22 protein-coding genes are annotated in these 23,945 nt (G+C 68.3%); 13 read left to right on the top strand and 9 right to left on the bottom strand.

Annotated elements, in window-relative coordinates:
- The first annotated feature begins 33 nt into the window (after positions 1-33).
- Together EH231_RS22310 and EH231_RS22305 are read left to right on the top strand one after the other, a co-directional pair.
- A complete protein-coding gene (locus EH231_RS22310) occupies positions 34-3,180 on the top strand; it encodes an ATP-dependent helicase (protein ID WP_124713356.1) in 3,147 nt (1,048 codons plus the stop codon).
- Positions 3,177-6,494, top strand: coding sequence for an ATP-dependent helicase (locus tag EH231_RS22305; RefSeq protein ID WP_124713355.1), 3,318 nt, complete (start codon positions 3,177-3,179; stop codon positions 6,492-6,494). The genes EH231_RS22310 and EH231_RS22305 overlap by 4 nt, the downstream gene beginning before the upstream one ends.
- Here EH231_RS22305 and EH231_RS22300 read toward each other — a convergent pair.
- The 3 genes from EH231_RS22300 to EH231_RS22290 all read right to left on the bottom strand — a co-directional run bounded on the left by EH231_RS22300 (position 6,491) and on the right by EH231_RS22290 (position 8,268).
- Positions 6,491-6,982 carry a DUF2231 domain-containing protein gene (locus tag EH231_RS22300; protein WP_090432818.1) on the bottom strand — a complete coding sequence of 164 codons (492 nt, stop codon included), beginning with the start codon at positions 6,980-6,982 and terminating at the stop codon, positions 6,491-6,493. The two genes, EH231_RS22305 and EH231_RS22300, sit on opposite strands and share 4 nt — an antisense overlap.
- Positions 6,983-7,017: 35 nt before the next feature.
- Positions 7,018-7,731, bottom strand: coding sequence for a VIT1/CCC1 transporter family protein (locus EH231_RS22295; protein ID WP_090432820.1), 714 nt, complete (start codon positions 7,729-7,731; stop codon positions 7,018-7,020).
- Positions 7,732-7,878: 147 nt separating this feature from the next.
- Positions 7,879-8,268: a DoxX family protein gene (locus tag EH231_RS22290; RefSeq protein ID WP_124713354.1), complete on the bottom strand. Its 390-nt coding sequence runs from the start codon at positions 8,266-8,268 to the stop codon at positions 7,879-7,881.
- Positions 8,269-8,343: 75 nt separating this feature from the next.
- Between EH231_RS22290 and EH231_RS22285 the strand changes: the two genes are divergently transcribed.
- A complete protein-coding gene (locus EH231_RS22285) occupies positions 8,344-9,438 on the top strand; it encodes a potassium channel family protein (RefSeq protein WP_090432824.1) in 1,095 nt (364 codons plus the stop codon).
- The gene (nudC, locus tag EH231_RS22280; protein ID WP_090432826.1) at positions 9,435-10,382 is read left to right on the top strand and encodes an NAD(+) diphosphatase; all 948 of its coding nucleotides are present in this window, start codon (positions 9,435-9,437) and stop codon (positions 10,380-10,382) included. Before EH231_RS22285 ends, nudC begins: the two co-directional genes overlap by 4 nt.
- 3 nt (positions 10,383-10,385) lie before the next feature.
- On the opposite strand, the gene EH231_RS22275 is transcribed toward nudC, so the two are convergent.
- The gene (locus EH231_RS22275; protein ID WP_170856455.1) at positions 10,386-10,634 is read right to left on the bottom strand and encodes a mycoredoxin; all 249 of its coding nucleotides are present in this window, start codon (positions 10,632-10,634) and stop codon (positions 10,386-10,388) included.
- 94 nt (positions 10,635-10,728) lie between these two features.
- Between EH231_RS22275 and EH231_RS22270 the strand changes: the two genes are divergently transcribed.
- The 3 genes from EH231_RS22270 to EH231_RS22260 all read left to right on the top strand — a co-directional run bounded on the left by EH231_RS22270 (position 10,729) and on the right by EH231_RS22260 (position 13,601).
- The gene (locus EH231_RS22270; protein WP_124713353.1) at positions 10,729-11,871 is read left to right on the top strand and encodes an acyl-CoA dehydrogenase family protein; all 1,143 of its coding nucleotides are present in this window, start codon (positions 10,729-10,731) and stop codon (positions 11,869-11,871) included.
- Between the two features lie 97 nt (positions 11,872-11,968).
- Entirely contained in the window at positions 11,969-12,982 is a 1,014-nt protein-coding gene (locus tag EH231_RS22265) for an acyl-CoA dehydrogenase family protein (protein ID WP_124714354.1), read from the top strand.
- A gap of 91 nt (positions 12,983-13,073) precedes the next feature.
- Positions 13,074-13,601, top strand: coding sequence for a helix-turn-helix domain-containing protein (locus EH231_RS22260; protein WP_124713352.1), 528 nt, complete (start codon positions 13,074-13,076; stop codon positions 13,599-13,601).
- 33 nt (positions 13,602-13,634) lie between these two features.
- Here EH231_RS22260 and EH231_RS22255 read toward each other — a convergent pair whose 3' ends face one another.
- Positions 13,635-13,976, bottom strand: a complete 342-nt coding sequence (locus tag EH231_RS22255; RefSeq protein ID WP_124713351.1) for a hypothetical protein — start codon at positions 13,974-13,976, stop codon at positions 13,635-13,637.
- Between the two features lie 182 nt (positions 13,977-14,158).
- Here EH231_RS22255 and EH231_RS22250 point away from each other — a divergent pair, with 182 nt between their 5' ends.
- Positions 14,159-14,944 carry an aldolase gene (locus tag EH231_RS22250; RefSeq protein WP_124713350.1) on the top strand — a complete coding sequence of 262 codons (786 nt, stop codon included), beginning with the start codon at positions 14,159-14,161 and terminating at the stop codon, positions 14,942-14,944.
- Positions 14,945-14,987: 43 nt separating this feature from the next.
- Positions 14,988-15,866, top strand: coding sequence for a dihydrodipicolinate synthase family protein (locus EH231_RS22245; RefSeq protein WP_090432838.1), 879 nt, complete (start codon positions 14,988-14,990; stop codon positions 15,864-15,866).
- On the opposite strand, the gene EH231_RS22240 is transcribed toward EH231_RS22245, so the two are convergent.
- A complete protein-coding gene (locus tag EH231_RS22240; RefSeq protein ID WP_124713349.1) occupies positions 15,861-16,337 on the bottom strand; it encodes an RrF2 family transcriptional regulator in 477 nt (158 codons plus the stop codon). The two genes, EH231_RS22245 and EH231_RS22240, sit on opposite strands and share 6 nt — an antisense overlap.
- Positions 16,338-16,410: 73 nt before the next feature.
- Between EH231_RS22240 and EH231_RS22235 the strand changes: the two genes are divergently transcribed.
- From EH231_RS22235 to EH231_RS22225, 4 genes are all read left to right on the top strand, one after another.
- Entirely contained in the window at positions 16,411-17,166 is a 756-nt protein-coding gene (locus EH231_RS22235) for an SDR family oxidoreductase (RefSeq protein WP_124713348.1), read from the top strand.
- 45 nt (positions 17,167-17,211) lie between these two features.
- Positions 17,212-19,335 (top strand): ATP-dependent DNA helicase UvrD2, encoded by a 2,124-nt coding sequence (locus EH231_RS22230; RefSeq protein WP_277425613.1) that lies wholly within the window; start codon positions 17,212-17,214, stop codon positions 19,333-19,335.
- A gap of 105 nt (positions 19,336-19,440) precedes the next feature.
- Positions 19,441-19,662: a hypothetical protein gene (locus EH231_RS33970; protein ID WP_164480982.1), complete on the top strand. Its 222-nt coding sequence runs from the start codon at positions 19,441-19,443 to the stop codon at positions 19,660-19,662.
- Positions 19,663-19,823: 161 nt separating this feature from the next.
- Positions 19,824-20,135, top strand: coding sequence for a WhiB family transcriptional regulator (locus tag EH231_RS22225; protein ID WP_090432845.1), 312 nt, complete (start codon positions 19,824-19,826; stop codon positions 20,133-20,135).
- Between the two features lie 79 nt (positions 20,136-20,214).
- Here EH231_RS22225 and EH231_RS22220 read toward each other — a convergent pair whose 3' ends face one another.
- The 3 genes from EH231_RS22220 to EH231_RS22210 form a co-directional block, all read right to left on the bottom strand.
- Complete coding sequence (locus EH231_RS22220; RefSeq protein WP_164480981.1) at positions 20,215-21,549, bottom strand: macrolide-binding ATPase MABP-1; 1,335 nt, start codon at positions 21,547-21,549, stop codon at positions 20,215-20,217.
- Between the two features lie 42 nt (positions 21,550-21,591).
- Positions 21,592-22,440, bottom strand: coding sequence for a cyclodehydratase (locus tag EH231_RS22215; RefSeq protein ID WP_124713346.1), 849 nt, complete (start codon positions 22,438-22,440; stop codon positions 21,592-21,594).
- Between the two features lie 61 nt (positions 22,441-22,501).
- A complete protein-coding gene (locus EH231_RS22210; protein ID WP_124713345.1) occupies positions 22,502-23,908 on the bottom strand; it encodes a zinc-dependent metalloprotease in 1,407 nt (468 codons plus the stop codon).
- Between the last annotated feature and the right edge of the window lie 37 nt (positions 23,909-23,945).

Below are 23,945 nucleotides of genomic sequence, written 5' to 3'. Positions count from 1 at the left end.
TACTTGTCGGTCCCTTCTGGTGTCATGCATTCCATGACCGCACACCACGTCCAGCCCGCTCTGGAAGGCACCGAGCTGCTGGTACCAGGGCGCGACGGTGTGGTGCGGGTGCTGGGCGGCCCGGGCACCGGGAAGAGCTCGCTGTTGGTCAGCACCGCGGTCGAGCACATCGCGGCCGGCACCGATCCCGAGTCGGTGTTGTTGTTGACCGGTTCGGCCCGGTTGCGCTCAGAGGCCAGGGCCGCCATCACCGCGCGGCTGCTCGGGGCCGGGACCCATGGTGTGGTGCGGGAACCGCTGGTGCGCACCGTGCACTCGTATGCCTTCGCGCTGCTGAGGCTGGCGGCCCAGCGCAACGGTGATCCGCCGCCGCGGCTGATCACCACCGCCGAACAGGACGGCATCATCCGCGAGCTGCTGGCCGGCGACCTGGAGGACGGTGCTGACTCGCCCGTGGGCTGGCCCGAGCAGCTGTGGCCGGCGCTGAGCACCGCGGGTTTCGCCACCGAACTGCGTGATCTGCTGGCTCGCTGCACCGAGCGCGGTGTGGATCCGCGTGCCCTGCAACGGCTGGGCCGCTCGGCCGGGCGTCCGGAATGGTTGGCGGCGGGCCGGTTTGCCCAGGCGTATGAGCAGATCATGCTGCTGCGGTCGGCGGTGGGCATGGCCGCACCGCAGGCCACGGTGCCGGCACTGGGTGCGGCCGAACTCGTCGGTGCGGCGCTGGAAGCGCTCGGAACCGACGCCGACCTGCTGGCCGCCGAGCGCGCGCGGATCAGCCTGCTGCTGGTCGACGACGCTCAGCACCTCGACCCGCAGGCCGCCCTGTTGGTCCGGGTGTTGGCCGCCCGGTCGGGTCTGACGGTCATCGCCGGCGATCCCGACCAGTCGGTGTTCGGGTATCGCGGCGCCGATCCGATGTTGTTGCGCGATCACGGCGGCGAGGACACCCCGGCGATCACCCTCACGCACTCGCACCGCTGTGCCCCCGCGGTGGCGTCGGCGATCTCGGGTATCGCGCGCCGGCTGCCCGGTGTCGGGCCAGGCCGCGTGCTGGAGGGCAACCCGGAGCGCGGGCACGGTGAAGTGACGCTGCGGATGGCGGCCACACCGCACGCCGAAAACGCCTTCATCGCCGATGCCCTGCGTCGCGCCCACCTGATGGACGGCGTGCCGTGGTCGGAGATGGCTGTGGTCGTGCGCTCGATTCCACGGGTGGGTGCGGGGCTGGCGCGGGCGCTGAGCGGGGCAGGCGTGCCCGTGCAGTCGACGGGCGCCGATCTCGGGCTCGCGCAACAGCCCGCGGTCGCCGCCCTGCTGACGGTGTTGGAAGTGACGGCGTCCGGGCACCTGGACGGTGACAGCGCGATCGGCCTGCTCACTGGTCCGATCGGCCGGGTCGACCCGGTGACCCTGCGGCAGTTGCGCCGGGCGCTGCGCCGGGCCGATGGCTCCACGCCACCACGGGATTTCGCCGATCTACTGGTCGCCGCGATCGACACGGAGCCGGCCGGTTTGTCGGCCGAACACGTCAAGCCGCTGCGCCGGCTCCGCTCGGTGTTGGCCGCCGCCCGCCGCGGCCGGCGCGACGGCGCCGATCCGCGGTACACCCTGTGGCAGGCCTGGAACGCGTGCCGGCTGCAGCCGCGCTGGCTGGCCGCCAGCGAGCGGGGCGGCACCATCGGAGCGCAGGCGGATCGGGACCTGGACGCGGTGACGGCATTGTTCGATGTGGCCGACCAATACGTGAGCCGCACCGCGGGGGCGTCACTGCGCGGGCTCGTGGACCACGTGGCGACGTTGGGAACGTCGATGTCGGCTTCGGATTCGAGCCCGCAGACCGAGGCGGTCGCGGTGCTCAGCGCGCATGCCGCCCTCGGCCGGGAATGGGACTTCGTGGTGATCGCCGGCGTGCAGGAAGGGTTGTGGCCCAACACTGTTCCGCGTGGCGGCATCCTGGGCACGCAGAATCTCGTGGATGTGCTCGACGGGGTGGCCGCCCCGGACGACCGCGCGGTGTCGACCCGGGCGCCGCTGCTGGCCGAGGAGCGACGGTTGTTGATGGCCGCCATGGGCCGGGCCCGGACCCGGCTGCTGGTGACCGCGGTCGACAGCGACGGTGGCGACGAGTCACTGCTGCCCTCACCGTTCTGTGCCGAACTGGCCGAGGTGGCGACCGAATCCGTACCGCTGCCGCCCTTGGCCGCGCCGCGGGTATTGCTGCCGTCGGCGGTGGTCGGTCGGCTGCGGGCGGTGGTGTGCGCGCCGGAAGGGGCTGTCGATGACGAGTCCCGGTCTTCTGCGGCAACTCAATTGGCCAGGCTGGCAGCCGCAGGGGTGCCCGGGGCCGACCCGTCGCAGTGGCACACCATGACCGCGCTGTCCACCGAGGAGCCGCTGTGGTCGGACCCCGAACACGTGGTGAAGCTGTCGCCGTCGACGCTGCAGATGCTCACCGACTGTCCGCTGCGTTGGCTGTTGGAGCGCCACGGCGGCAGCGACGGGCGCGACGTTCGCTCGACGGTCGGGTCGTTGCTGCACGCGTTGGTCTCCGACTCCGGCAAGACCGAGAGCCAGCTGGTCAACGACCTGCAAAAGGTCTGGGAAGGCCTGCCTTTCGAGGCGAAGTGGTATTCGGACAATGAGTTGTCGCGACACCGGGCGATGCTGGAGACCTTCACCCGCTGGCGCACGGACTCTCGGGACCAGTTGACCGAGGTCGCCACCGAGATCGACGTCGACGGCGTGATCGTCGAACCGGGACCTGACGGGCCGGGCGTTCAGGTACGGGGCCGGCTGGACCGCCTCGAGCGCGACCAGGCGGATCGGCTCGTCGTCGTCGACCTCAAGACCGGCAAGAGCCCGGTCACCAAGGGCGACGCGCAGAAGCACGCCCAGCTGGCCACCTACCAGCTCGCGGTGGCCGCGGGGTTGTTGCCGCACGGCGACGAGCCGGGCGGGGGCCGGTTGGTATACCTGGGCAAGGCGGGGGCGGCCGGCGCCACCGAACGCGAACAGGATCCGATGACGGCTGACTCCCGTTCCGACTGGTTGGGCACCGTCGCCGATGCGGCGGCCGCAACGGCCGGGCCGCAGTTCGCGGCCCGGATCAACGACGGCTGCGCGAACTGCCCGGTGCGTTCATCGTGCCCGGCCCAGGCTGTCGGGGACCGGTCATGACGGAAACCGCACCGGCCGGCGTGCGGTACAGCCCGGCCGAATTGTCCACCGCGCTGGGCCTGTTCCCGCCGACCGAGGAACAGGCCGCTGTGATCGCCGCACCGCCTGGGCCAGTTGTGGTGATCGCCGGCGCGGGCGCCGGTAAGACCGAGACCATGGCGGCCCGCGTGGTCTGGTTGGTGGCCAACGGCTATGCCACGCCATCGCAGGTGCTGGGGTTGACCTTCACCCGTAAGGCCGCCGGCCAGTTGTTGCGCCGGGTCCGCACCCGGTTGGCCAGGCTCGCCGGTGCCGGCCTGGCTCCGGTACAGGGGGCGGGCGACGAGTCGGTGGAGTCGGCGACGGTCAGCACCTATCACGCGTTCGCCGGCACGCTGCTGCGCGAGCACGGGTTGCTGCTCCCGGTCGAACCGGACACACGGCTGCTCAGCGAAACGGAGCTGTGGCAGTTGGCGTTCGAGGTGGTGTGCGCGCACCCGGGGGAGTTGGCCATCGAGAAGACGCCGGCCGCCGTCACCGACATGGTTCTGCGCCTGTCAGGTGCGCTCGCCGAGCATCTGGTCGACACCGACCAGCTGTGTGACACCCATGTGGAGTTGGAGCGCCTGGTGCACACCCTGCCCGCCGGGCCGTATCAACGTGACAGCGGGCCCAGCCAGTGGCTGCTGAAAATGCTGGCCACCCAGACGGAGCGCACCGAACTGGTGCCGTTGATCGATGCGCTGCACCAGCGGATGCGCGGCGACAAAGTGATGGATTTCGGGATGCAGATGTCCGCGGCGGCGCGGCTCGCCTCGAAGTTCCCTCAGGTCGGTGAGCAACTGCGCCAACGTTTCCGGGTGGTGCTGCTCGACGAATACCAGGACACCGGGCATGCGCAGCGGGTGGCGTTGTCCTCGCTGTTCGGCGGCGGCGTCGACGATGGCCTGGCGCTCACCGCGGTGGGGGATCCGATCCAGTCGATCTACGGTTGGCGGGGCGCGTCGGCGACGAACCTGCCCCGGTTCACCACGGACTTTCCGCTCGCCGACGGCACGCCGGCCCCCACCCTGGAACTGCGGACCAGCTGGCGCAACCCGCCGAGTGCCCTGCATCTGGCCAATGCGGTGTCGGCGGAGGCCCGCCGCCGTTCGGTGACGGTGCACGAGCTGCGGCCCCGGCCTGACGCCGAGCCCGGCACCATCCGGTGCGCACTGCTGTCCGATGTCGAGACCGAACGTGACTGGGTGGCAGACCATCTGGCCCGTGCCTATCACGGCGCACTGGCTCAGGGTGCGGCCACACCCACCGCTGCGGTGCTGGTGCGACGCAATGCCGACGCCGCGCCGATGGCCGAAGCGCTGAGCGCCCGCGGGGTACCGGTCGAGGTGGTCGGGGTGGCCGGACTGCTGGCCGTGCCCGAGGTGGCCGATCTGGTCGCGATGCTGCGGCTGGTGGCCGACCCCGCCGCGGGGTCGGCGGTGATGCGGGTGCTGACCGGGCCGCGATGGAGGTTCGGGGCCCGGGACATCGCCGCGTTGTGGCGGCGCGCCAGGGAATTGGACGACAGGTCGGTGGGGGAGCTCAGCCCGGCCGAGATCGTGGCACAGGCCGCCCCGGATGCCGACTCGGCGTGCCTGGCCGACGCGATCTGCGATCCTGGTGCCGCCGAACACTATTCGCCGGCCGGTCATCGGCGGATCGAGGCACTCGGGCGCGAGCTGACCACTCTGCGTGCGCATCTGAGCCACCCGCTGCCCGAGTTGGTGGCCGAGGTGCGGCGCGTCGCCGGCCTGGACGCCGAGGCTCGCGCGGCGCGCCCCGTGGCCGCGGGCTGGACGGGGACCGAGAACCTCGACACGTTCTGTGACCTCGTGGCCGATTTCGCCGGCCGGCCGGGCGGGTCGGTGCTCGCGCTGCTCGCCTATCTGGATGTGGCAGCCGAAGTGGAGAACGGTCTGGCCCCTGCCGAATTGACGGTGTCACATGACCGCGTGCAGATCCTCACCGTGCATGCCGCCAAGGGGCTGGAATGGCAGGTGGTGGCCGTTCCGCATCTGAGTGGCCGGGTCTTCCCGTCGACGGCGTCGGCCCGCACGTGGCTCACGGACCCGTCGGATCTGCCGCCGCTGCTGCGCGGCGATCGCGCGACGGAATCAGAGCTCGGCGTACCGGTCCTCGACACCTCGGACATCAACGACCGGAAGATCCTGTCGGACAAGATCTCCGATCACAAGCGGAGCCTCGAACAACGTCGTGTCGACGAGGAGCGTCGGCTGCTCTACGTCGCGATCACCCGGTCCGAGGACACCTTGCTGATCTCAGGGCACCACTGGGGTGCGACCGAGAGCAAGCCGCGCGGCCCATCGGAATTCCTGTGCGAGATCAAGGCCATCGTGGAGGATGCCGCCGCGCAGGGACACCCGTGTGGTGAGATCGAGCAGTGGGCTCCGGATCCGCCGGCCGGTGAAATAAACCCATTGCGGGACAAGGCTGTCGAAGCGATCTGGCCCGCGGCTCCGGCCAGGGCCTCTGACGTCGACCGGGGCGCGGCGCTGGTGGCGCAGGCGCTGGCCGGCGACGGTGGCCACGACGGCAGCGCGCAAGACGACGTGGTCGACGGGGAGGGCTGGGCCGCCGACGTCGACGCGCTACTGGCAGAACGGGATCGCGCGCCGCAGGCCGCCCCGGCCGCACTGCCCGGCCAGCTGTCGGTCAGCACCTTGGTGGAACTCAGCCGCGACCGGCAGGCCGCCTTGCAGCGGCTGCACCGGCGGCTGCCCCAACGCCCGGATCCACATGCCCTGCTGGGCACCGCCTTCCACGAATGGGTGCAGCGATTCTTCCACTCCGAGCGGCTCTTCGACCTCGACGACCTGCCGGGCGCGGTGGACGGCGACAGCGGGCGTGCCAGTGCGGCCGAATTGTCCGAACTGCAGGACGCCTTCGTCATGTCGTCGTGGGCCGCACGCACCCCGATCGAGGTGGAGGTGCCGTTCGACATGGCGATCGGGCGCAACCGGACCACCGTCGTGCGTGGCCGCATCGACGCGGTTTTCGCGCAGGAGGACGGCACCACCACCGTGGTGGACTGGAAGACCGGCGAACCCCCGGCCACACCGGAAGCCATGGCGCAGGCGGCAGTTCAGCTCGCGGTCTACCGCCTGGCGTGGGCGTCACTGCGCGGGTGCCCGCCGGAATCGGTGCGGGCCGCGTTCCATTACGTACGTTCGGGGCAGACCGTCAGCCCCGAGTCGCTGCCCGGCGAGGACGAGCTCGTGGCATTGCTGACCGACCCCACGACCGCTTCGCCGGATCTCGCGCAGGAGTCCTAGCCGTCGCCGGCCGAGGTCAGGTTGGCGATCTCCGATCCCCAGACCGCCTGTGCTCCGAGATCGCCGATTCGGTAGATCTGAACGATCGAGGTCACTCCCACCAGCACGGCGATCACCGCGACAACGCTGTTGTATGTCAGCCGTCGGCGGTCGTCGCGCCGTTCGGCGAAATGCAATCCCACCAGTGCCAGTGCGACGACCAGCAGCGCGAGCGAGAAGTAGATCATTGTGTCGCCGCGCTCGGCGTGCTCTTCCAGCACCGCCTCGTGAGCGGGTCGCAGGTCGTAGAGCCATTCGCCGGCGTACGTCGTCAGCGGTGTCAAAACCGTTGTCACGACGGCCAGGACGAGAGTGAGCCACAACAGGTGACCTCTGCGGGCGGCGGGCCACAGCGCACAGAGTATCTCCAGCGCCGCGGTCAGCGGCACGAGTACCACCAGCGCATGCACGAGTAGGACGTGGGCGGGCAGGCCATTGAAGACTGTCACGGGACTCCTTGGCTGGTCGGGATGATGCGAAGTGGTCAGGTGATGGCGGTCCCCACCAACAGGCCGATCAGATAGGTGATCACCAGGGCCAGCCCGCCACCGATCACGTTGCGCAGCACCGCGCGTCCCTTCGGTGCTCCACCCAGCCCGGCCGACACCGCCCCGGTGAGCATCAGCGCCAGCAGCACCGCCACCACGGTCACCGGGATGCGCCACGTCGTTGGCGGAATCAGGATCGCGATCAACGGCAACAGCGCACCGATGGTGAACGACAGCGCAGAAGACGCGGCGGCCTGCCACGGATTCGTCAGATCCTTGGGATCGATGCCCAATTCGACCTCGGCGTGTGCGGCGAACGCGTCGTGGTCGGTGAGTTCCTCGGCCACGGTGCGCGCGGTCGTCGTCGACAGGCCCTTCGCCTGGTAGAGCGCGGTCAACTCGTCCAGTTCGGCGGCGGGGTCGTCACGCAACTCGCGGCGTTCCTTGCGTAGCAATGCGCGTTCGGTGTCACGCTGCGTGCTCACCGAGACGTACTCACCCAGCGCCATCGACACCGCGCCCGCGGCCAGGCCGGCGATACCGGCGGTCAGGATCGGCGCCTTCTCCACCGTGGCGGCCGCCACACCCACGACGATGCCTGCCGTGGAGACGATGCCGTCGTTCGCGCCCAAAACCCCGGCACGCAGCCAGTTCAGTCTCGACGACAGTGAACCCACGTGCGGCTCGGACGGATGGCTGGGATTCGTCACGGTCCGACCATATCGGCGAAAACCGCACGCCACCAGCAACGATAGCCTTGCCAAACTTGGCCCTGTGCGGGGCTCAGGCCCGATCCGGGCAACGAAACTGGTTGCCGCCCAGGTGTTCTGGCCGCACAGTGGGCCAGGAGTGGGTGACTAGGAGTTGCGGTACACCTGCAGGGCCCAGGTGATCATCGGGATCTGCAGCGGCAACCGGGCGATCGCCACGATCCGCATGGGCCACGGCTTGTCCCACCACAGCCGGACCATGTTCACGTTCCCGGGGAACACGGCGATGAACAACGCCACGGCGGCCAGCGCGCCGAGCCGCCGGGTGCGGGGCACGGCCAGCAAGGCGCCGGTGGCCAGCTCACCCACCCCGGAGGCATAGGTGTAGAAGCGGGCGCTGCCCGGCAGCTCGGCCGGGATGATGGAGTCGAACGGTTTGGGCGCGACGAAGTGCAGCGTGCCCATGCCCAGGAGCAGGGCTGCCATGCGTTGGGCGGCGGGTGCGGCGGAGATCCGCTGAGGCTGAGGTGCGGTCATGGTTACATTGTGGCGTGCGTCTGATCAGATTGATCCCGGCGCGTCCCGGGGCGCTTTGCTCGATGATGGGGTCGCGTGGCTAAAGGCAGGCTGCGGCGCCGCCTCGCCGCGATGGACTCGAACCTGACCTCGCGCCCGGACGCCGCGCTCGTGGATGTGTTGCGCATCCCCGAACCGTTCATCAGTCCGGCGCGCAAGATCTTCATGCGGGTGCTGTACGCGCTGGGGGCGCTGTTCGCGGCGGTGCTCATCGTCTACGCGGATCGTTACGGTTACCGGGACAACGACAGCGCCCCGGATGCCAACAATCCGCTCTCGTTCCTGGACTGTCTCTATTACGCGACGGTGTCACTGTCGACGACCGGCTACGGCGACATCACGCCGTATACGGATTCGGCGCGTCTGGTCAACGTCATCGTCATCACGCCGCTGCGGGTGGCCTTCCTGATCGTTCTCATCGGTACCACCGTGGAAACCCTGACCACCCAATCCCGGCAGGCGCTGAAGATTCAGCGATGGAGGAACAAAGTGCGTAACCACACCGTCGTCGTCGGATACGGCACCAAGGGCCGCACAGCGGTCGCGGCGATGGTCGGCGATGAGGTCTCCCCGGCCGACATCGTCGTCGTCGACGAGAACGCGGCCGCGCTGGAACGCGCCAAGGCCGCCGGGCTGGTGACCGTGCACGGCGACGCCACCAATTCCGGTGTCCTGCGACTGGCCGGGGCCCAGCACGCCAAGTCGATCATCGTGGCGGCGGACAATGACGCCAGTGCGGTACTGGTCACACTGACTGCCCGTGAGTTGGCGCCCAAGGCCAAGATCATCGCGGCGGTGCGGGAATCGGACAACCTGCATCTGCTCAAGCAGTCAGGTGCGGACTCCACGGTGGTGTCCTCCGAGACCGCCGGCCGGTTGCTCGGTCTCGCGACGCAGACCCCCAGCGTGGTGGAGATGATGGAGGACCTGCTGACTCCCGATGCCGGCTTCGCCATCGCCGAACGTGAGGTGACGCCCAAGGAGGAGGGCGGCTCGCCACGGCACCTGCACGACATCGTGCTGGGTGTGGTGCGTGACGGCAGTCTGGTGCGGGTCGATGCGCCGGAGGTCGATGCGCTGGAGGCCGGGGACCGGCTGCTCTACATCCGCAGTGCGGACACCGAGCGATGACCGAACGCCTCACCTTCGGCCTGCGCAACGTCCCCCTGCTCTCGCGGGTCGGTGCCGATCGTGCCGATGCGCTGCGTACCGATATCGATGCGGCAACCGAGGGCTGGCAGGACGCGCTGTTGCTGCGGGTCGACCGACGCAACCAGGTACTGATCTCGGGTGGCCAGGTGGTGCTCGGGAAGGCCTCGAGCCTGAGTGCGGACAAGCCGCCGGAACACGCGGTGTTCCTGGGCCGGCTGGGCGATGGGCGGCATGTCTGGGGAGTCCGCAGTGCGCTGGAGGCGCCGGACGACCCCGATGCGGCCGCCGAGGTGCTCGATCTACGCCGGGCCGGTGAGGTCTTCGACGACGTCAGCGCGCAGTTGGTGGCGACCGCCACCGCGCTGCTGAACTGGCATGACCGGGCCCGGTTCAGTGCGGTGGACGGTGCGGCGACGAGGTCGGCGAAAGGCGGCTGGTCGCGGGTCGACCCGGTCAGCGGGCACGAGGAGTTCCCCCGCATCGATCCGGCGGTGATCTGTCTGGTCCATGACGGCCACGACCGTGCGGTGCTGGCCCGGCAGACGGCGTGGCCCGAACGGTTGTTCTCGATCCTGGCCGGATTCGTCGAGGCCGGAGAATCCTTCGAGACCTGTGTGGCGCGTGAGATCGCCGAGGAGGTCGGCCTCACGGTGACCGATGTGCAGTACCTGGGCAGCCAGCCGTGGCCGTTCCCGCGGTCGCTGATGGTCGGCTTCCATGCCATCGGCGACCCGGAACAGCCGTTCTCATTCAACGACGGCGAGATCGCCGAGGCCGACTGGTTCACCCGGGCCGAGATCCGCGAGGCGCTCGCTCAGGGGGACTGGAGCGCCGCTGACGGCGATTCACCTTCGAGGCTGCTGCTGCCCGGATCGATCTCCATTGCCCGCGAGATCATCGAGTCCTGGGCGGCCCTGGACTGACGATCAGCTGAGCTTGGCCTTGACCTGCTTGATGGTGGGGTTGGTCAGCGTCGACCCGTCGGCGAACTTCACGGTCGGCACCACATGGTTGCCGCCGTTGACGGAGCCGACGAACTCGGCTGCAGCCGGATCCTGCTCGATGTCGACCTCGGTCCACGAGATGCCCTCGGACTTCAGCGCGGTCTTGAGCCGCGAGCAGTAGCCGCACCAGGTGGTGGTGTACATGGTCAGAGCAGTCGGTGTAGCAGTCATAGTGCACACAACGTAGCCGAACCGCCGTCCCATGCCCGCGGTGACGCAGGTCTCCGGCCTGCGGCGGTAAGTTGCTAATCCGCAGTGGACGGAGCTGAACATGACCAGGTTGGTGCCGCCGGTAGCCGGCGACCCGCATGCGCTCGACGAGTTGCGATTGCAGGTGCGGGAGTTTGTCGCCGCGCAGCAGCGGGCCGGCAAGATCGGCCGGTACGCGGACAGTTGGCTGACCGGTTGGGACGAGGACTTCAGCCGGGCGCTGGCGGCCCGCGGTTGGCTGGGGATGACGGTGCCGGTCTCCTACGGCGGGCACGGGCGCAGTCACCAGGAGCGGTTCGTGGTCACCGAGGAACTGCTGGCCGCCGGGGCTCCGGTCGGGGCGCACTGGATCGCCGACCGTCAGATCGTTCCGTCGTTGCTCAAGTACGGCACCGAGGAACAGCGGCGAAAGTTCTTGCCCGCCATAGCCAAAGGCGAGTGCTACTTCGGTATCGGGATGAGCGAGCCGGATTCCGGATCGGATCTGGCCAGCGTGCGCACCAAGGCGGTCCAGGTCGACGGAGGTTGGGCGATCACCGGCGCCAAGGTGTGGACGTCCGGGGCGCATCTGGCGCACGCCTTCATCTGCCTGGCCCGCAGTGCGCCGGTGGATCCTGCGCACCGGCACGAGGGCCTGAGCCAGTTCATCGTCGATCTGCGGGCACCGGGCGTCGACATCCGGCCGATCATCTCGATGAACGGCAAGCATCATTTCAATGAGGTGATCCTCGATGAGGTGTTCGTGCCCGACGCCCTGGTGTTCGGCACGATCGGCAACGGCTGGCAGCAGGTGACCTCGGAGCTGAGCTTCGAACGCAGTGGGCCCGAGCGCTTCCTGTCGACGTTCCCGCTGCTGGCCGACATGGCCACGCACATGCGTGACGGATCTCTGCCCCGCCATACCGACCTGGGGCGCTATCTGGGCCGCATCACCGGCCTGCACCAGATGTCGATGGCGGTCGCCGGTGCGCTGGAGCGTCACGAACCGGCTGATACCGCGGCGGCCGTGGTCAAGGTGCTGGGCACCTCCACCGAAGGTGACATCGCCGATTTCGCCGACGTACTCGGTGAGACCGATGACGAGGGGTACCGGTCCATGCTGGCTGATGCGGTGGTCCAACGTCCGGGATTCACCCTGCGCGGCGGTACCAACGAGGTTCTGCGCGGTGTGATTGCGCGGGGACTGGGGTTGCGCTGATGAGCGCTTGCGCGAAGAAGAGATGGGCACTGATGAGCGCTTGCGCGAAGAAGAGATGGGCACTGATGAGCGCTTGCGCGAAGAAGAGAAGGTCCTGATGAGTGTCGACGCCGAACTGGCCGAGATGATGTCGGCGGTCTTCGCCGCGCACCGCGAACAGCATCAGCCCGGTGAGGGCATCGCCGAATTGTGGGGCCGGCTGGGGGAACTCGGGCTGGTCCGGCTCACCGGGTCCGAGGAGTCCGGGGGCAGTGGCGCCGGCTGGGCCGAGGCCGTCGAGCTGCTGCGCGCGGCTGCCTCGCACGGGGTGAGAATCCCGCTGGCCGAACATGATCTGCTGGCCTGCTGGCTGTTGGAGACGGCGGGGCTGGGGGTCGATGACGCGCGACGCACCGCGTGTCTGCTCGACGACGCCGGTGTCGCACGTGGTGTGCCCTGGGCGGCGGACTCCGTGCGGGTGGTGCTGCTCTGGCGCGACGGCACCGGCTACCGCGTGACCGATGCGGACACCGCGTCGCTGTCGGTCACTGCAGGACACAACAACGCGGGGGAGCCGCGCGACGAGGTCCGCGCGGACCTCGGGGCCCTGACCGGAAACCCAGTGCCCGACAATGTGGTCGAACAGTTCACGCAGCGGGCTGCTCTGGTGCGTGCCGTCCAGGTGTGCGCCGCGCTGGACCGGATCCTGGAGCTGTCGGTGGCGCATGTCCGCGAACGCACTCAGTTCGGCCGTCCGCTGGCCAAGTTTCAGGCTGTGCAGAATCTGGTGGCCGACATCGCCGCCGAATCGGCACTGGCCCGGGCCGCAACCGACGGCGCCCTGGCCGAGGCGCTGCGATCAGATTGGTCCTCGCCGCACCTGGATTTCCTTGTCGCTGTGGCACGTTCGTGCGTCGGACATGCCACCTCGGTCGTGGTGCGCAACGGCCACCAGGTGCACGGTGCGATCGGCACCACGGTTGAACACCGGTTGCACGAGTTCACGATGCCCGCGCTGTCCTGGCGCTCGGAGTACGGCTCGGTCGCGCACTGGGACCAGGTGCTCACCGACTACGCCACCGCCGCCGGTGCGGAGGGTCTCTGGGCGTTGGTCACCGCCACCGGCAACTGATCGGCTCGTCGTCGATTCGGGATGTCGACGATATGACACCCGCTGTCCTATGGGACCATGGGAACAGCGGGCGTTGTGAGCAGGAGGTGTTATGAGCGCTCTCTTGCGTGCTGTGCGTCAACAGCGGGGCATGACCCTCGAGGAACTCGCCGAGGCGACCGGACTGACCAAGAGCTACCTGTCCAAGGTCGAACGGCAGCGATCCACCCCGTCGATCGCGGTGGCGATGAAAGTGGCCCGTGCACTCGAGGTCGATGTCGCACAGCTGTTTTCCGAGGATCCAGCGGTCACGACGTTGTCGATCGACCGCGCCGGCGAGCGGGGGGACAACCGGTATCAGGCCGTGGCCGCCGGCATGCTCGGAAAGTCGATGTCACCGTTCATCGTGCGGCCAACGCTCAAGTTCGCCGAGCACCCGCATCCAGAACACGCCGGGCAGGAGTTGGTGTTCGTCCACGCAGGCGTGGTGGAGCTGCGCTACCAGGACGAGTTGGTCACCTTGGAAGCCGGCGATTGCGCGTACTTCGACGCCTCCTTGCCTCACCAATTGCGGCAGCGGGGAAGCACGCCCAGCGAGGTTCTGGTGATCACCCACACCGAGTACAGCCGCAACCGCTGACGGCTGACGTCCTTTCGCCGCAGGCGCGGTTCGTCAGCATTTGAGGTTGACGTGCACCGTCGGGATGGGTTCGAAATCCGGCAGGCCGTGAATGGTGACCGTCTTCGCCTGCGGGCGGACGACGACGGCACGGACATCGGTCACCGTGCACTCACTGAGCGGGCCGCTGCCGACTTTGTTGATGATCACCCGCTTGCCGTCTGCTTGTAGGCGCGCGATCGTTTCGGCTGCCGACGGTCCGGTTGGGGCCGCGGCGGCGACAGCGGCTCCTGCTGTGAGCCAGCCTGCGGCGGCGCCGATGGAAATCGCTGTGGATATTGCGAAGTGCTTCATGGCTTCTCGCTCCCTCTTCATCTGTTCGTTCGCTTCGTCCACCAATCATAGGACACAAAGTGTCCTAATGGAAACATGCTTGCCGGTTCGGCGGGGCGGCCGGAGCGGAGTCCCTGAAAGGTGCCGTTGGGCGTAGCTCTCGCATCGAGTGTTGACGAAAAGACACGATGTGTCCTATCGTCGAGATTGTGTCGCCGGTCCCTCAACGTGAAAGGTATGCCGAGATGACCACCACGCTTGGTGATTCGAAACAAGTTCTGATGCAGCGCGCACTCGATGGTCTGTCGACCCATATCGAGGAGTCCACGCTGACGACGCGGCAGAAGCTGGCCCTGACGTGCCGGGCCCTGTTCGACTCGGGCCACGACTCAGGCCTGGCCGGCCAGATCACCGCACGAGCCGAGAGGCCGGGTACCTACTACACCCAGCGACTCGGTTTGGGTTTCGACGAGATCACCGAAGACAACCTTCTGCTCGTCGACGAGGATCTGAACGTCCTCGAAGGCGGGGGAATGGCAAACCCCGCCAATCGATTCCACACCTGGATCTACCGCGCGCGGCCGGATGTGCAGTGCATCGTGCACACCCATCCGTTCCACGTCGCCGCGCTGTCGATGCTGGAAGTTCCGTTGCAGGTGTCCCAGATGGATATCGCACCGTTGTATGACGATTGCGCCTTTCTTGCCGACTGGCCGGGAGTTCCTGTCGGCAATGAAGAGGGCGAGATCATCAGTGCGGCGCTGGGAGACAAGAAGGCCATCCTGTTGGCGCACCACGGTCACGTGATCGCCGGAGCCAGCATCGAGGAGTCGTGCTCGCTGGCGATGCTGATCGAACGCGGTGCCGAACTGCAACTGGCCGCCATGGCAGCGGGGACGATCGCCGACCTGCCGCCGCGACTGGCCCGCGAGGCCCACGACTGGACGCTGCGGCCCAAACGCAGTCAGGCCAACTTCGCCTATTACGCCCGACGCGCGCTCCGCAATCATCCCGACGCGTTGACCAGCTGACCCTGAGATCCGCCCCCATCCCTCCGAAAGAAGGACCCGAAACATGCCATCCAGCACCGAGATCCACGGAATTCTCGCTTATCCGGTGACGCCCTTCACCGAAGATCACAAGGTCGACACGGACAAGCTTGCCGCGCTGGTCGACCGTTTGGTGACCGGCGGAGCCCACGGGATCGTCCCGCTCGGCAGCACCGGTGAGTCGGCATATCTCACCGAGGCCGAGTTCGATGCCGTCATCGACACCACGATCGGCGTGGTCGACCGTCGGGTGCCCGTCATCATCGGCGCCTCGGATCTGACCACTGCCAACACCATTCGCCGGGCCCGGTATGCCGAGCGGTCCGGCGCGGACGCGGTGATGGTGCTGCCCATTTCCTACTGGAAACTGTCCGAACGGGAGATCGCCCAGCACTACGCCGCGATCGGCGCCGCGATCGGCATTCCGATCATGGTGTACAACAACCCGGCTACCAGCGGCATCGACATGCGGCCCGAACTGCTGGTTCAGATGTTCAAGGACATCGACAACGTCGCCATGGTCAAGGAATCCACCGGCGACATCACCCGCATGGAGCGGCTGTCCGAGCTCACCGGGGGCCAACTGCCGTTCTACAACGGCAGTAATCCGATGGTTCTCAAGGCCTTCAAGGCCGGGGCCAAGGGCTGGTGCACAGCGGCGCCGAACCTGCTGCCGCAGCCATGCCTGGATCTCTATGCAGCGGCACGGGCCGGAGACTGGACGAAGGCCGATGCCATCTACACCGAACTCAAGCCCTTTCTGGAGTTCATCGTGGCCGGCGGCCTGCCCACCACCATCAAGGGTGGACTCGAACTGTTGGGTCAGGGCGTCGGAGACCCGCGTCTCCCGTTGTTGCCGCTCGACGACGGCGGCCGCGAGGAGTTGCGCCGGCTGCTGCTATGAGCCCGGCCTGCCCAACAGCTTTCGGGTGCGCGCAGGCGCCGCGGCCGGGATGTCGGCGAGGATGTCGGCGAGGGTGACGCCGTCGAGGCTGGCTCGCCACGCCTGGTGGGCATCAGCCATTTTCACCGAGAGGATGCACTCGTGGCGGCACCAGCTCGTGGGGAGGGCGCCGCGGCCCTGCCTGCGGATCTCGCGGCATTCGTACGGCGGCGCCGCGCCGTCGACGGCCTCGACGATGTGCAGCAGCGTGATGTCGGTGGGTGCCCGGCCCAGCCGGAAGCCACCGCGGGGACCGGTTGTAGCGGTCAGTACACCCGCACGGGTCAGCGCCTGCAGCTGCTTGGACAGATAGGCGGCGGGCAGGTCGAAGTACTCCGCGAGGTCGGCGGCCGATGCGGTGGCGCCCGGCTCGAGCTGCGCCAGTGACGTCGCGCAATGCAGCGCCCACTCGGTGGCCACGGGGAGTTTCACAACTCGTACTTTATTACAGATATTACGGACCTATATAGTCCGAGATAGGTGGTCACACGGAACGGGAGACATCATGCGAATCGCAGTGGCAGGCGCGACGGGAAACATCGGGGCGCGCGTGGTCGCCGCCCTGAAGGGCGCAGGACACGAGGTGGTGGCGATCAGCCGCTCGAACGGGGTGGACCTGTCCACCGGCCAGGGTCTGGACGCGGCCCTGGCCGGGGTGCAGGCGGTCGTCGACGCGATCAGCGCCCCGCCCACCGACCGGGACACCACCGTGGATTACCTGGGCACTGCCACCCGCAACCTGCTCGCCGCCGAGGGCCGGGCGGGGGTGGCGCATCATGTGCTGTTGTCGATCGTGGGGATCCACGACATCGACGGCAATCCGCACTACGCCGGAAAACGCGAGCAGGAGCGGCTGGTCGAGGCGGGGCCGGTGCCGTGGACGGTCGTGCCCGCCACCCAGTTCCACGATTTCGCCGAGATGGTGGTGGGCTGGACCGAACAGGACGGCCCCGACGGTGCCACTGCGCCGATCGCGCCGCTGTTGGTGCAGCCCATCGATCCGGACGACATCGCGGACGTGCTCGCCGAGGTCGTGGTGGGCGACCCGCAGGGCCGCCATGCCGACGTGGCCGGCCCGCAGACGCAGGATCTCGTCGACATGGCCCGGCGGACCCTTGCGGTGCGTGGCAGGGAGGTGACGCTGGTGCCGACGTGGTCATCGATCTTCGGTGTCGAGATGGCGGGCAATGCGCTGCTGCCCGGTGACGGCGCGCGCATCGCGCCCACCACCTTCGAACAGTGGCTGAGCCGGCAGCAGTAGGCCGGGGCCACGCCGGGCCCGAGACTGTCACCGGTCCCTGACATCATGGACCGCATGCCGTTGGAGGCTCCCTCGCCCGCCCTGGGCGATCTGGACGATGAGCAGCGGGAGGCAGTACTGGCCGCCCGCGGCCCGGTGTGCGTGCTGGCCGGCGCGGGTACCGGCAAGACCCGCACCATCACCCGCCGGATCGCGCACCTGGTCGCCGGCGGTCACGTCGCGCCCAGCCAGGTGCTCGCGGTGACGTTCACCGCGCGCGCTGCCGGCGAGATGCGGGGCCGGTTGCGGGTCCTGGGCCAGGAATCCGGGGTGAACACCGCTGCGGTGCAGGCGGTGACGTTCCACGCCGCGGCGCGCCGGCAATTGCAGTACTTCTGGCCGCGTCTGGTCGGCGACACCGGGTGGGAGCTGCTCGACAGCAAGTTCGCCGTCGTCGCGCAGGCCGCGAACCGCGCCGGCATGCAGACCAGTACCGACGACGTCCGTGATCTGGCCGGTGAAATCGAGTGGGCCAAGGCGTCTTTGATCACACCGGAGGCCTACAGCACCGCGGTGGCCAAGGTTGGGCGCGACATCCCGTTCGATGCGGCCAAGGTCGCGGCCGTCTATTCGGGGTACGAGGCGCTCAAGGCCCGCAGGGACGGCTCGGCGCTGTTGGATTTCGACGATCTGCTGCTGCACACCGCCGCGGCGATCGAGAACGACGCCGCGGTCGCCCAGGAATTCCGCGACCGCTACCGCTGCTTCGTCGTCGACGAGTACCAGGACGTCACGCCGCTGCAGCAACGGGTGCTCGATGCCTGGTTGGGGGAGCGCGACGACCTCACCGTTGTCGGTGACGCCAACCAGACGATCTATTCGTTCACCGGGGCCACCCCGCGTTTCCTGTTGGATTTCTCGCGGCGCTTCCCGGACGCCGCCGTGGTGCGGCTGGAGCGTGACTACCGCTCCACACCGCAGGTGGTCTCGTTGGCCAACCGGGTGATCGCGGCCGCCCGCGGCCGGATGGCAGGCAGCAAGCTGCACCTCGTGGGGCAGCGCGACCCCGGTCCGGAGCCGACGTTCTCGGAGTATCCCGACGAGGTGGCCGAGGCCAATGCCGTTGCCCGGTCCATCAAGAAGCTGATCGAAAACGGAACGGAGCCGGCTGAAATCGCTGTGCTCTACCGGATCAACGCGCAATCCGAGGTGTACGAGGAGGCGCTCACCGAGGCCGGGGTCGCCTTCCAGGTGCGCGGCGGTGAGGGCTTCTTCAGCCGTCAGGAGATCCGCCAGGCGTTGGTGGCGATGCAACGCTTCGCCGAACGTGACATCCCCGAGGACGACCTGCCCGCGCTCGTGCGGGAATTGCTCGAGCCACTCGGCCTGACCGCCGAACCACCCGCCGGTACCAAGGCCCGCGATCGCTGGGAAGCGCTGACGGCGTTGGCCGAGTTGGTCGACGAAGAGGTTGCGGTTCGTCCCGAGCTGGATCTGCGGGCCCTGGTCGCCGAGCTGCGCCAGCGGGCCGACTCCCGGCATCCACCCGTGGTGCAGGGCGTGACGTTGGCGTCGCTGCACGCGGCCAAGGGCCTGGAGTGGGATGCGGTGTTCCTGGTCGGCCTCGCCGACAACACCTTGCCGATCTCGCATGCCCTCGCGCACGGTCCCGACAGCGAGCCGGTGGAGGAGGAGCGTCGTCTGCTCTACGTCGGGGTCACCCGGGCACGGGTGCACCTCGGGCTGAGCTGGGCGCTGGCCCGCACCCCTGGCGGGCGCCAGGGCCGGCGACCGTCGCGGTTCCTCAACGGCATCGCACCGCAACTGCAGAATTCCGCAGGCACAGGCCCGGACCGGGCGCGTCGTCCGCGCGGCCCGGCGCCGCGGTGCCGGGTGTGCAATGCCCCGCTGTCGACGCCGCCGGCGATCATGTTGCGCCGCTGCGAAACCTGTCCGTCGGACCTGGATGAGGAGCTGCTCGCCGAGCTCAAGGAGTGGCGGCTGCGCGTCTCCAAGGAGATGAAAGTGCCGGCGTACGTGGTGTTCACCGACAACACCCTGATCGCCATCGCCGAGTCGATGCCCGCCGACGAGGCCGCGCTGGTTGCGCTCCCCGGAATCGGTGCGCGCAAGCTCGAGCAGTACGGCCCGGACGTTCTCGAGTTGGTCCGCGGCCGCCAAAATTCGTAAAGATCGAGCCAAAACCGCAGGTAGAAAATAGGTTGTGCGATTCGGCTGTTAGGCTTTAGCCTCGTAACACAGCTCTGGTGACGAGACGGAAGGAGGGTGCCCGCAATGGATAACAACATCGAATTCAGCGGTGTAGCGGTTGCTGGCATGCCGTCGTCCGTGCTCGCCGTCGCCGCTGCCGCGGTTTCCCCGGCAGTTCGCCGGCACGCCGCACCCGCTGCCCCCGCCGCCGCCGGATGGCTGGCTGGCGCCGCTGCTTTTGCACCGCAGCACAAGCGCCGTGCCGCCGCCGCGACTGGCACGTCCGTGGATCGGAGCCCCTACTAGGTAGAGCTCCCATCACCAGCCAAATGGCCACGGACCGCAGTCAAAACGGATCCGTGGCCAATTTTTTTGGGAGTCGTTCTCCACCCCCAGAAACCTGGTCGCAGATCCATCGAAAGACAGATCGCAGACAAACTACGACCAGGAAGTAGGGGGATAAGCACATGTCCATTGCGATGACCGCTCCGGAGGTGAGCGTCGCGCCGTTGACATGCGAGGAGCGGCTGCCGGCGGTGCCGTGCCACATCGGGGATCCCGATCTGTGGTTCGCCGAGAGCCCAGTCGATCTGGAGCAGGCCAAGGCGTTGTGCGCGGATTGCCCGATCCGCAACGCATGCCTGGCCGCCGCGCTGGAACGGCAGGAGCCGTGGGGCGTTTGGGGCGGCGAGATCCTCGACCGCGGAACCATCGTGGCCCGCAAGCGGCCGCGTGGGCGTCCGCGGAAGAACGCCGCGGGTAACCCGGCCGCCGCATGACGTCTGAAGACACCGACGGCGCCGAGTGCGAGACACTCGGCGCCGTTCGGTGCTTCGGCGTGCAGCGAAATCCGTTGCGCTAGGCCGCTTCTTCGGCGAAACCCGGAACCAGTTCGGTGGCAATCGCCTTCACCGGCACATGGGCGTCCAGCTGGCAGCACATCGCGATGGTCGAGGCGATCACCCGCAGCGGGATGGCCAGGTTCGGCGGCAGGTCGAGCTGGCGGGCCGTTCTGATCTGGGCCACCCAGTTGTCCATCTGCCCGGCCGCCATCCGCTGAATCCACCGGCGGTTGTAATGGAAGACGTCGACTTCGATCGGTTCGACGTACTGACGCAACATGTCGTCGACTTCCTCGATCGAAACCTGTTCGCCCTTCTGGATGAAACCGGCTTCCTCCATGGTGGGCAGCAACTCGTCGTAGTTCTTGTCCCGGGCCAGCCGGATGCACTCACCCAGGGCAGTCGGGAAGCCGTCGGGCAGCGGTGCGACCGCGCCGAAGTCGATGACGCCCATCCGACCGTCGGGCAGCAGCATGAAATTCCCGGGGTGGGCATCGCCGTGCATCATCTGCAGGCGTTTGGGGGCGTCGAAGGTGAGTTCGGACAACCGGGTGCCCATCAGGTCGCGTTGCTCGGGGGTGCCGTCGCGGATGATCACCGACATCGGGATGCCGTCCATCCATTCGGCGATGACGACCTTCGGTGCGCTGGCGACGATCGCGGGCACGGCGAAGTGTGGATCGTCGCGGTAGGCCTTGGCGAACGCGCGTTGGTTGTCCGCCTCCAGCCGGTAGTCCAGCTCCATCTCGGTGCGTTCGAGCAACTCGTCGACGATGCCCTGGATGTCCACACCGGGGGCTAGCTGCTTGAACACGCCGACCATGCGCTGAATGGTCTTGAGATCGGCGCGCAGCGCCTCGTCGGCGCCGGGGTACTGGATCTTGACGGCCACCTCACGCCCGTCCGACCAGACGGCCTTGTGCACCTGACCGATGCTGGCCGAGGCCACCGGGGTGTCGTCGAACGAGGTGAACCGCTCCCGCCACTTGGTGCCGAGCTGCGCATCGAGCACCCGGTGCACCTTGGCGGCCGGAAGCGGCGGGGCCTCGCGCTGCAATTTGGTCAGCGCTTCGCGATACGGCTTGCCGTACTGCTCGGGGATGGCGGCCTCCAGCACCGACAGTGCCTGGCCCACCTTCATCGCCCCGCCCTTGAGCTCGCCGAGCACGGCGAACAGCTGTTGAGCGGCCTTGTCCATCAACTCGGCAGTGACTTCGTCCTTGGACTTGCCGGTCAGACGCTTGCCGAAGCCCAGCGCGGCCCGACCCGCCATGCCGCCGGCCAAGCCGGCGAGCTTCGCATTCCGTGCCACGCTTCCACGTTTGATGTCAGACACCAGACCATCATCCATGACTCGCCTGAATCGCCCACAACCAACTGGCAACAAACGTTTTCAACACTGACAGTCGGGGTGGCGGGACCAGTGCCGCGCGACGATCGAGTATCCGTCGGCGTCGAGTTCCAGGGTGGTGTTCAGCGTCGGCGGTACTTCGGGCGCGGGCCGGCCGTCGGCGGTGTGTCCGACCGCCCGGATCACCAGGTCCACCTGGTGCATCGCCAACGCGGCGGTGGCCAGGATGGTCGCCCGGCTGGCGCTGCCGACGGCGCCCCGGAGTTGGGTGGCCACCGCCGGCCACGCCGCATCGCGATCGGTGCGGTGCAGATCAGCGCAGTGCAGGCAACTGGTCAGGCCAGGGATCACCAGTGGGCCCACCAACCCGGCGCCGTCACGGACCCGCACCGACAGGTGGGCGATGCCGCCGTGATGCAGTTCCCGCAGCAGCCGCGGGTCGGTGATCAAGTAGTCGGCCAGCACCACCAGGTCGGTGGTGGCTGCCACGTTCCTGGTGTGCGGGTTCGTGCTGTGCCTGACCTTGGCACCCGAGCAGCGCAGGCCGTTGGCCAGCAGCTCTGACAGCGGGCCGCGGCCGTGCACGCGGATGGAGGCCGAGCGGGTCCGCCGTGCGCCCGGGGCGGCCTGCGTTGTGAGTATTCCGGTCTGGGTGAGGGCGTCGAGCAGCTCATCGATGGCCGCCGCGTCACCGAATGATTCTGCGGCCGTGCCCAATTCGTCCCGGGTGGTGCCGACCTGCAGTGCGCGCAGCAGATCCGCCAGTTGTGTCTGGGTCATGTCGCGCGGGGGACGCACCAGCACCGCGCGCCGCGGATCCCAACCCAGCTGCACCGCCCCGTCGGGACGCAGCAGGATCGGCCTGTCCGCGGCCAGCACGAAGCGCGTCATCCGATGACTGTGCCACGGCAGCGGGGGAGGCCGTTTCAGTTATCCACAGGCCGTGCGGGGCTCAGGACTCGCTGTCGCCGTCTTCGTCGCGGCGTTTGCCCTGCTCCTTCTCGAGATCGGCGATGGCCTGTTCGAAGGCACTGTCGATGCCGCTGGTGTCGCCGCCGATCATCCGGTCGATGAAGCCTGCCGGCTCGTCGAGATCGGCCGAGCTCGGCAACAGGTCCGGGTGCTGCCAGACACCGTCGCGGACGTCGGTGCCCACCGCCTCGGTCAGCCGTTCCCACAGCACCGCGGCCTCGCGCATCTTGCGGGGGCGCAGTTCCAGGCCGACGAGCGTGGCGAAGGTCTGTTCGGCGGGCCCGCCGGTCGCCCTACGCCGACGCAGCGTCTCGGCCAGTGCCGAGGTGCCGGGGATGCGATCGCCCAGTGCCGCGGTGACGACGGTCTGCACCCAGCCTTCGATGAGCGCGAGCAGGGTTTCCAGCCGCTCCAGGGCGGCTTCCTGCTCGGGGGTGGCCTTGGGCTCGAAGATGCCCTGGTTGAGCAGCTGCTCCATCTCCGACGGATCGCTGAGGGAGGCCGGGTTGAATCCGCGGGCGAAGTCCTCGATGCCCGTCATGTCGACCTTCATGCCCTTGGCGAAGGCCTCGACCGTGCCGAGCAGCTGGCTGGACAGCCACGGCACATGGCTGAACAGCCGGTGGTGGGCGGCCTCACGGGCGGCCAGGAAGGTCAGGATCTCGCTGCGCGGACGTTCGAGCCCCTCGGCCAGCGTTTCGATGGCCTCGGGCATGAGCGCGGCGACACCCTTGGGGCCCAGCGGCAGGCCGACGTCAGTGGACGTCAGCACCTCGCGGGACAGCTTGCCCAGTGCCTGGCCCAGCTGGGAGCCGAACGCCATACCGCCCATCTGCGACATCATCGCCAGCAGCGGACCGGCCATGCTCTTGGCCTCTTCGGGCAACGCCGACGCCCACACCGACGAGATCTGCTCGGCCACCGGGTCGCACAGCCGCTTCCAGGTGTCCAGGGTGTTGTCCAGCCAGTCGCTGGGAGTCCACGCCACCGACCGGGTGGTGCCCGCGGGCAGCGGGGTGACCCCGTCGAGCCACGTCTCGGCCAACCGCACGGCGTCGGCGACCGCTCCGACCGTCTTCTCCGGCACGGGGGCGACGAACCCGATCGAGTTGGACGCCAGCTGCCGGGCCAGGTCGTAGTTCACCGGACCGGACTGTTTGCCGCCGCCCATCGCACTGCCTGCGCCGCTGAACATCTCGCCGAGCTTGGTGAAGATCTGCCCGAGATCGCCCATGTCGAAGTTGGCTCCGCCCATGCCGAAACCGAACGGATCCGATCCCGGACCTGGTCCGGAGTTGCCGGAACCGGATCCCGAATCGGGGTCCTTCTTATCTTTGTCTCGGTCGGGGTCATTCCCGGCGGAGAAGCCGAAGGGCAGGTCAGCCATACCCACAACGGTACTCATCACCGGGTGCCCGGGTGCG

Origin of the sequence: Mycolicibacterium nivoides (genome assembly GCF_003855255.1) — a bacterium.
Classification (GTDB): Bacteria; Actinomycetota; Actinomycetes; order Mycobacteriales; family Mycobacteriaceae; genus Mycobacterium; species Mycobacterium nivoides.
Note: the sequence above shows the minus strand (reverse complement) of the source record. Positions and strands in the feature narration are given on the sequence as shown.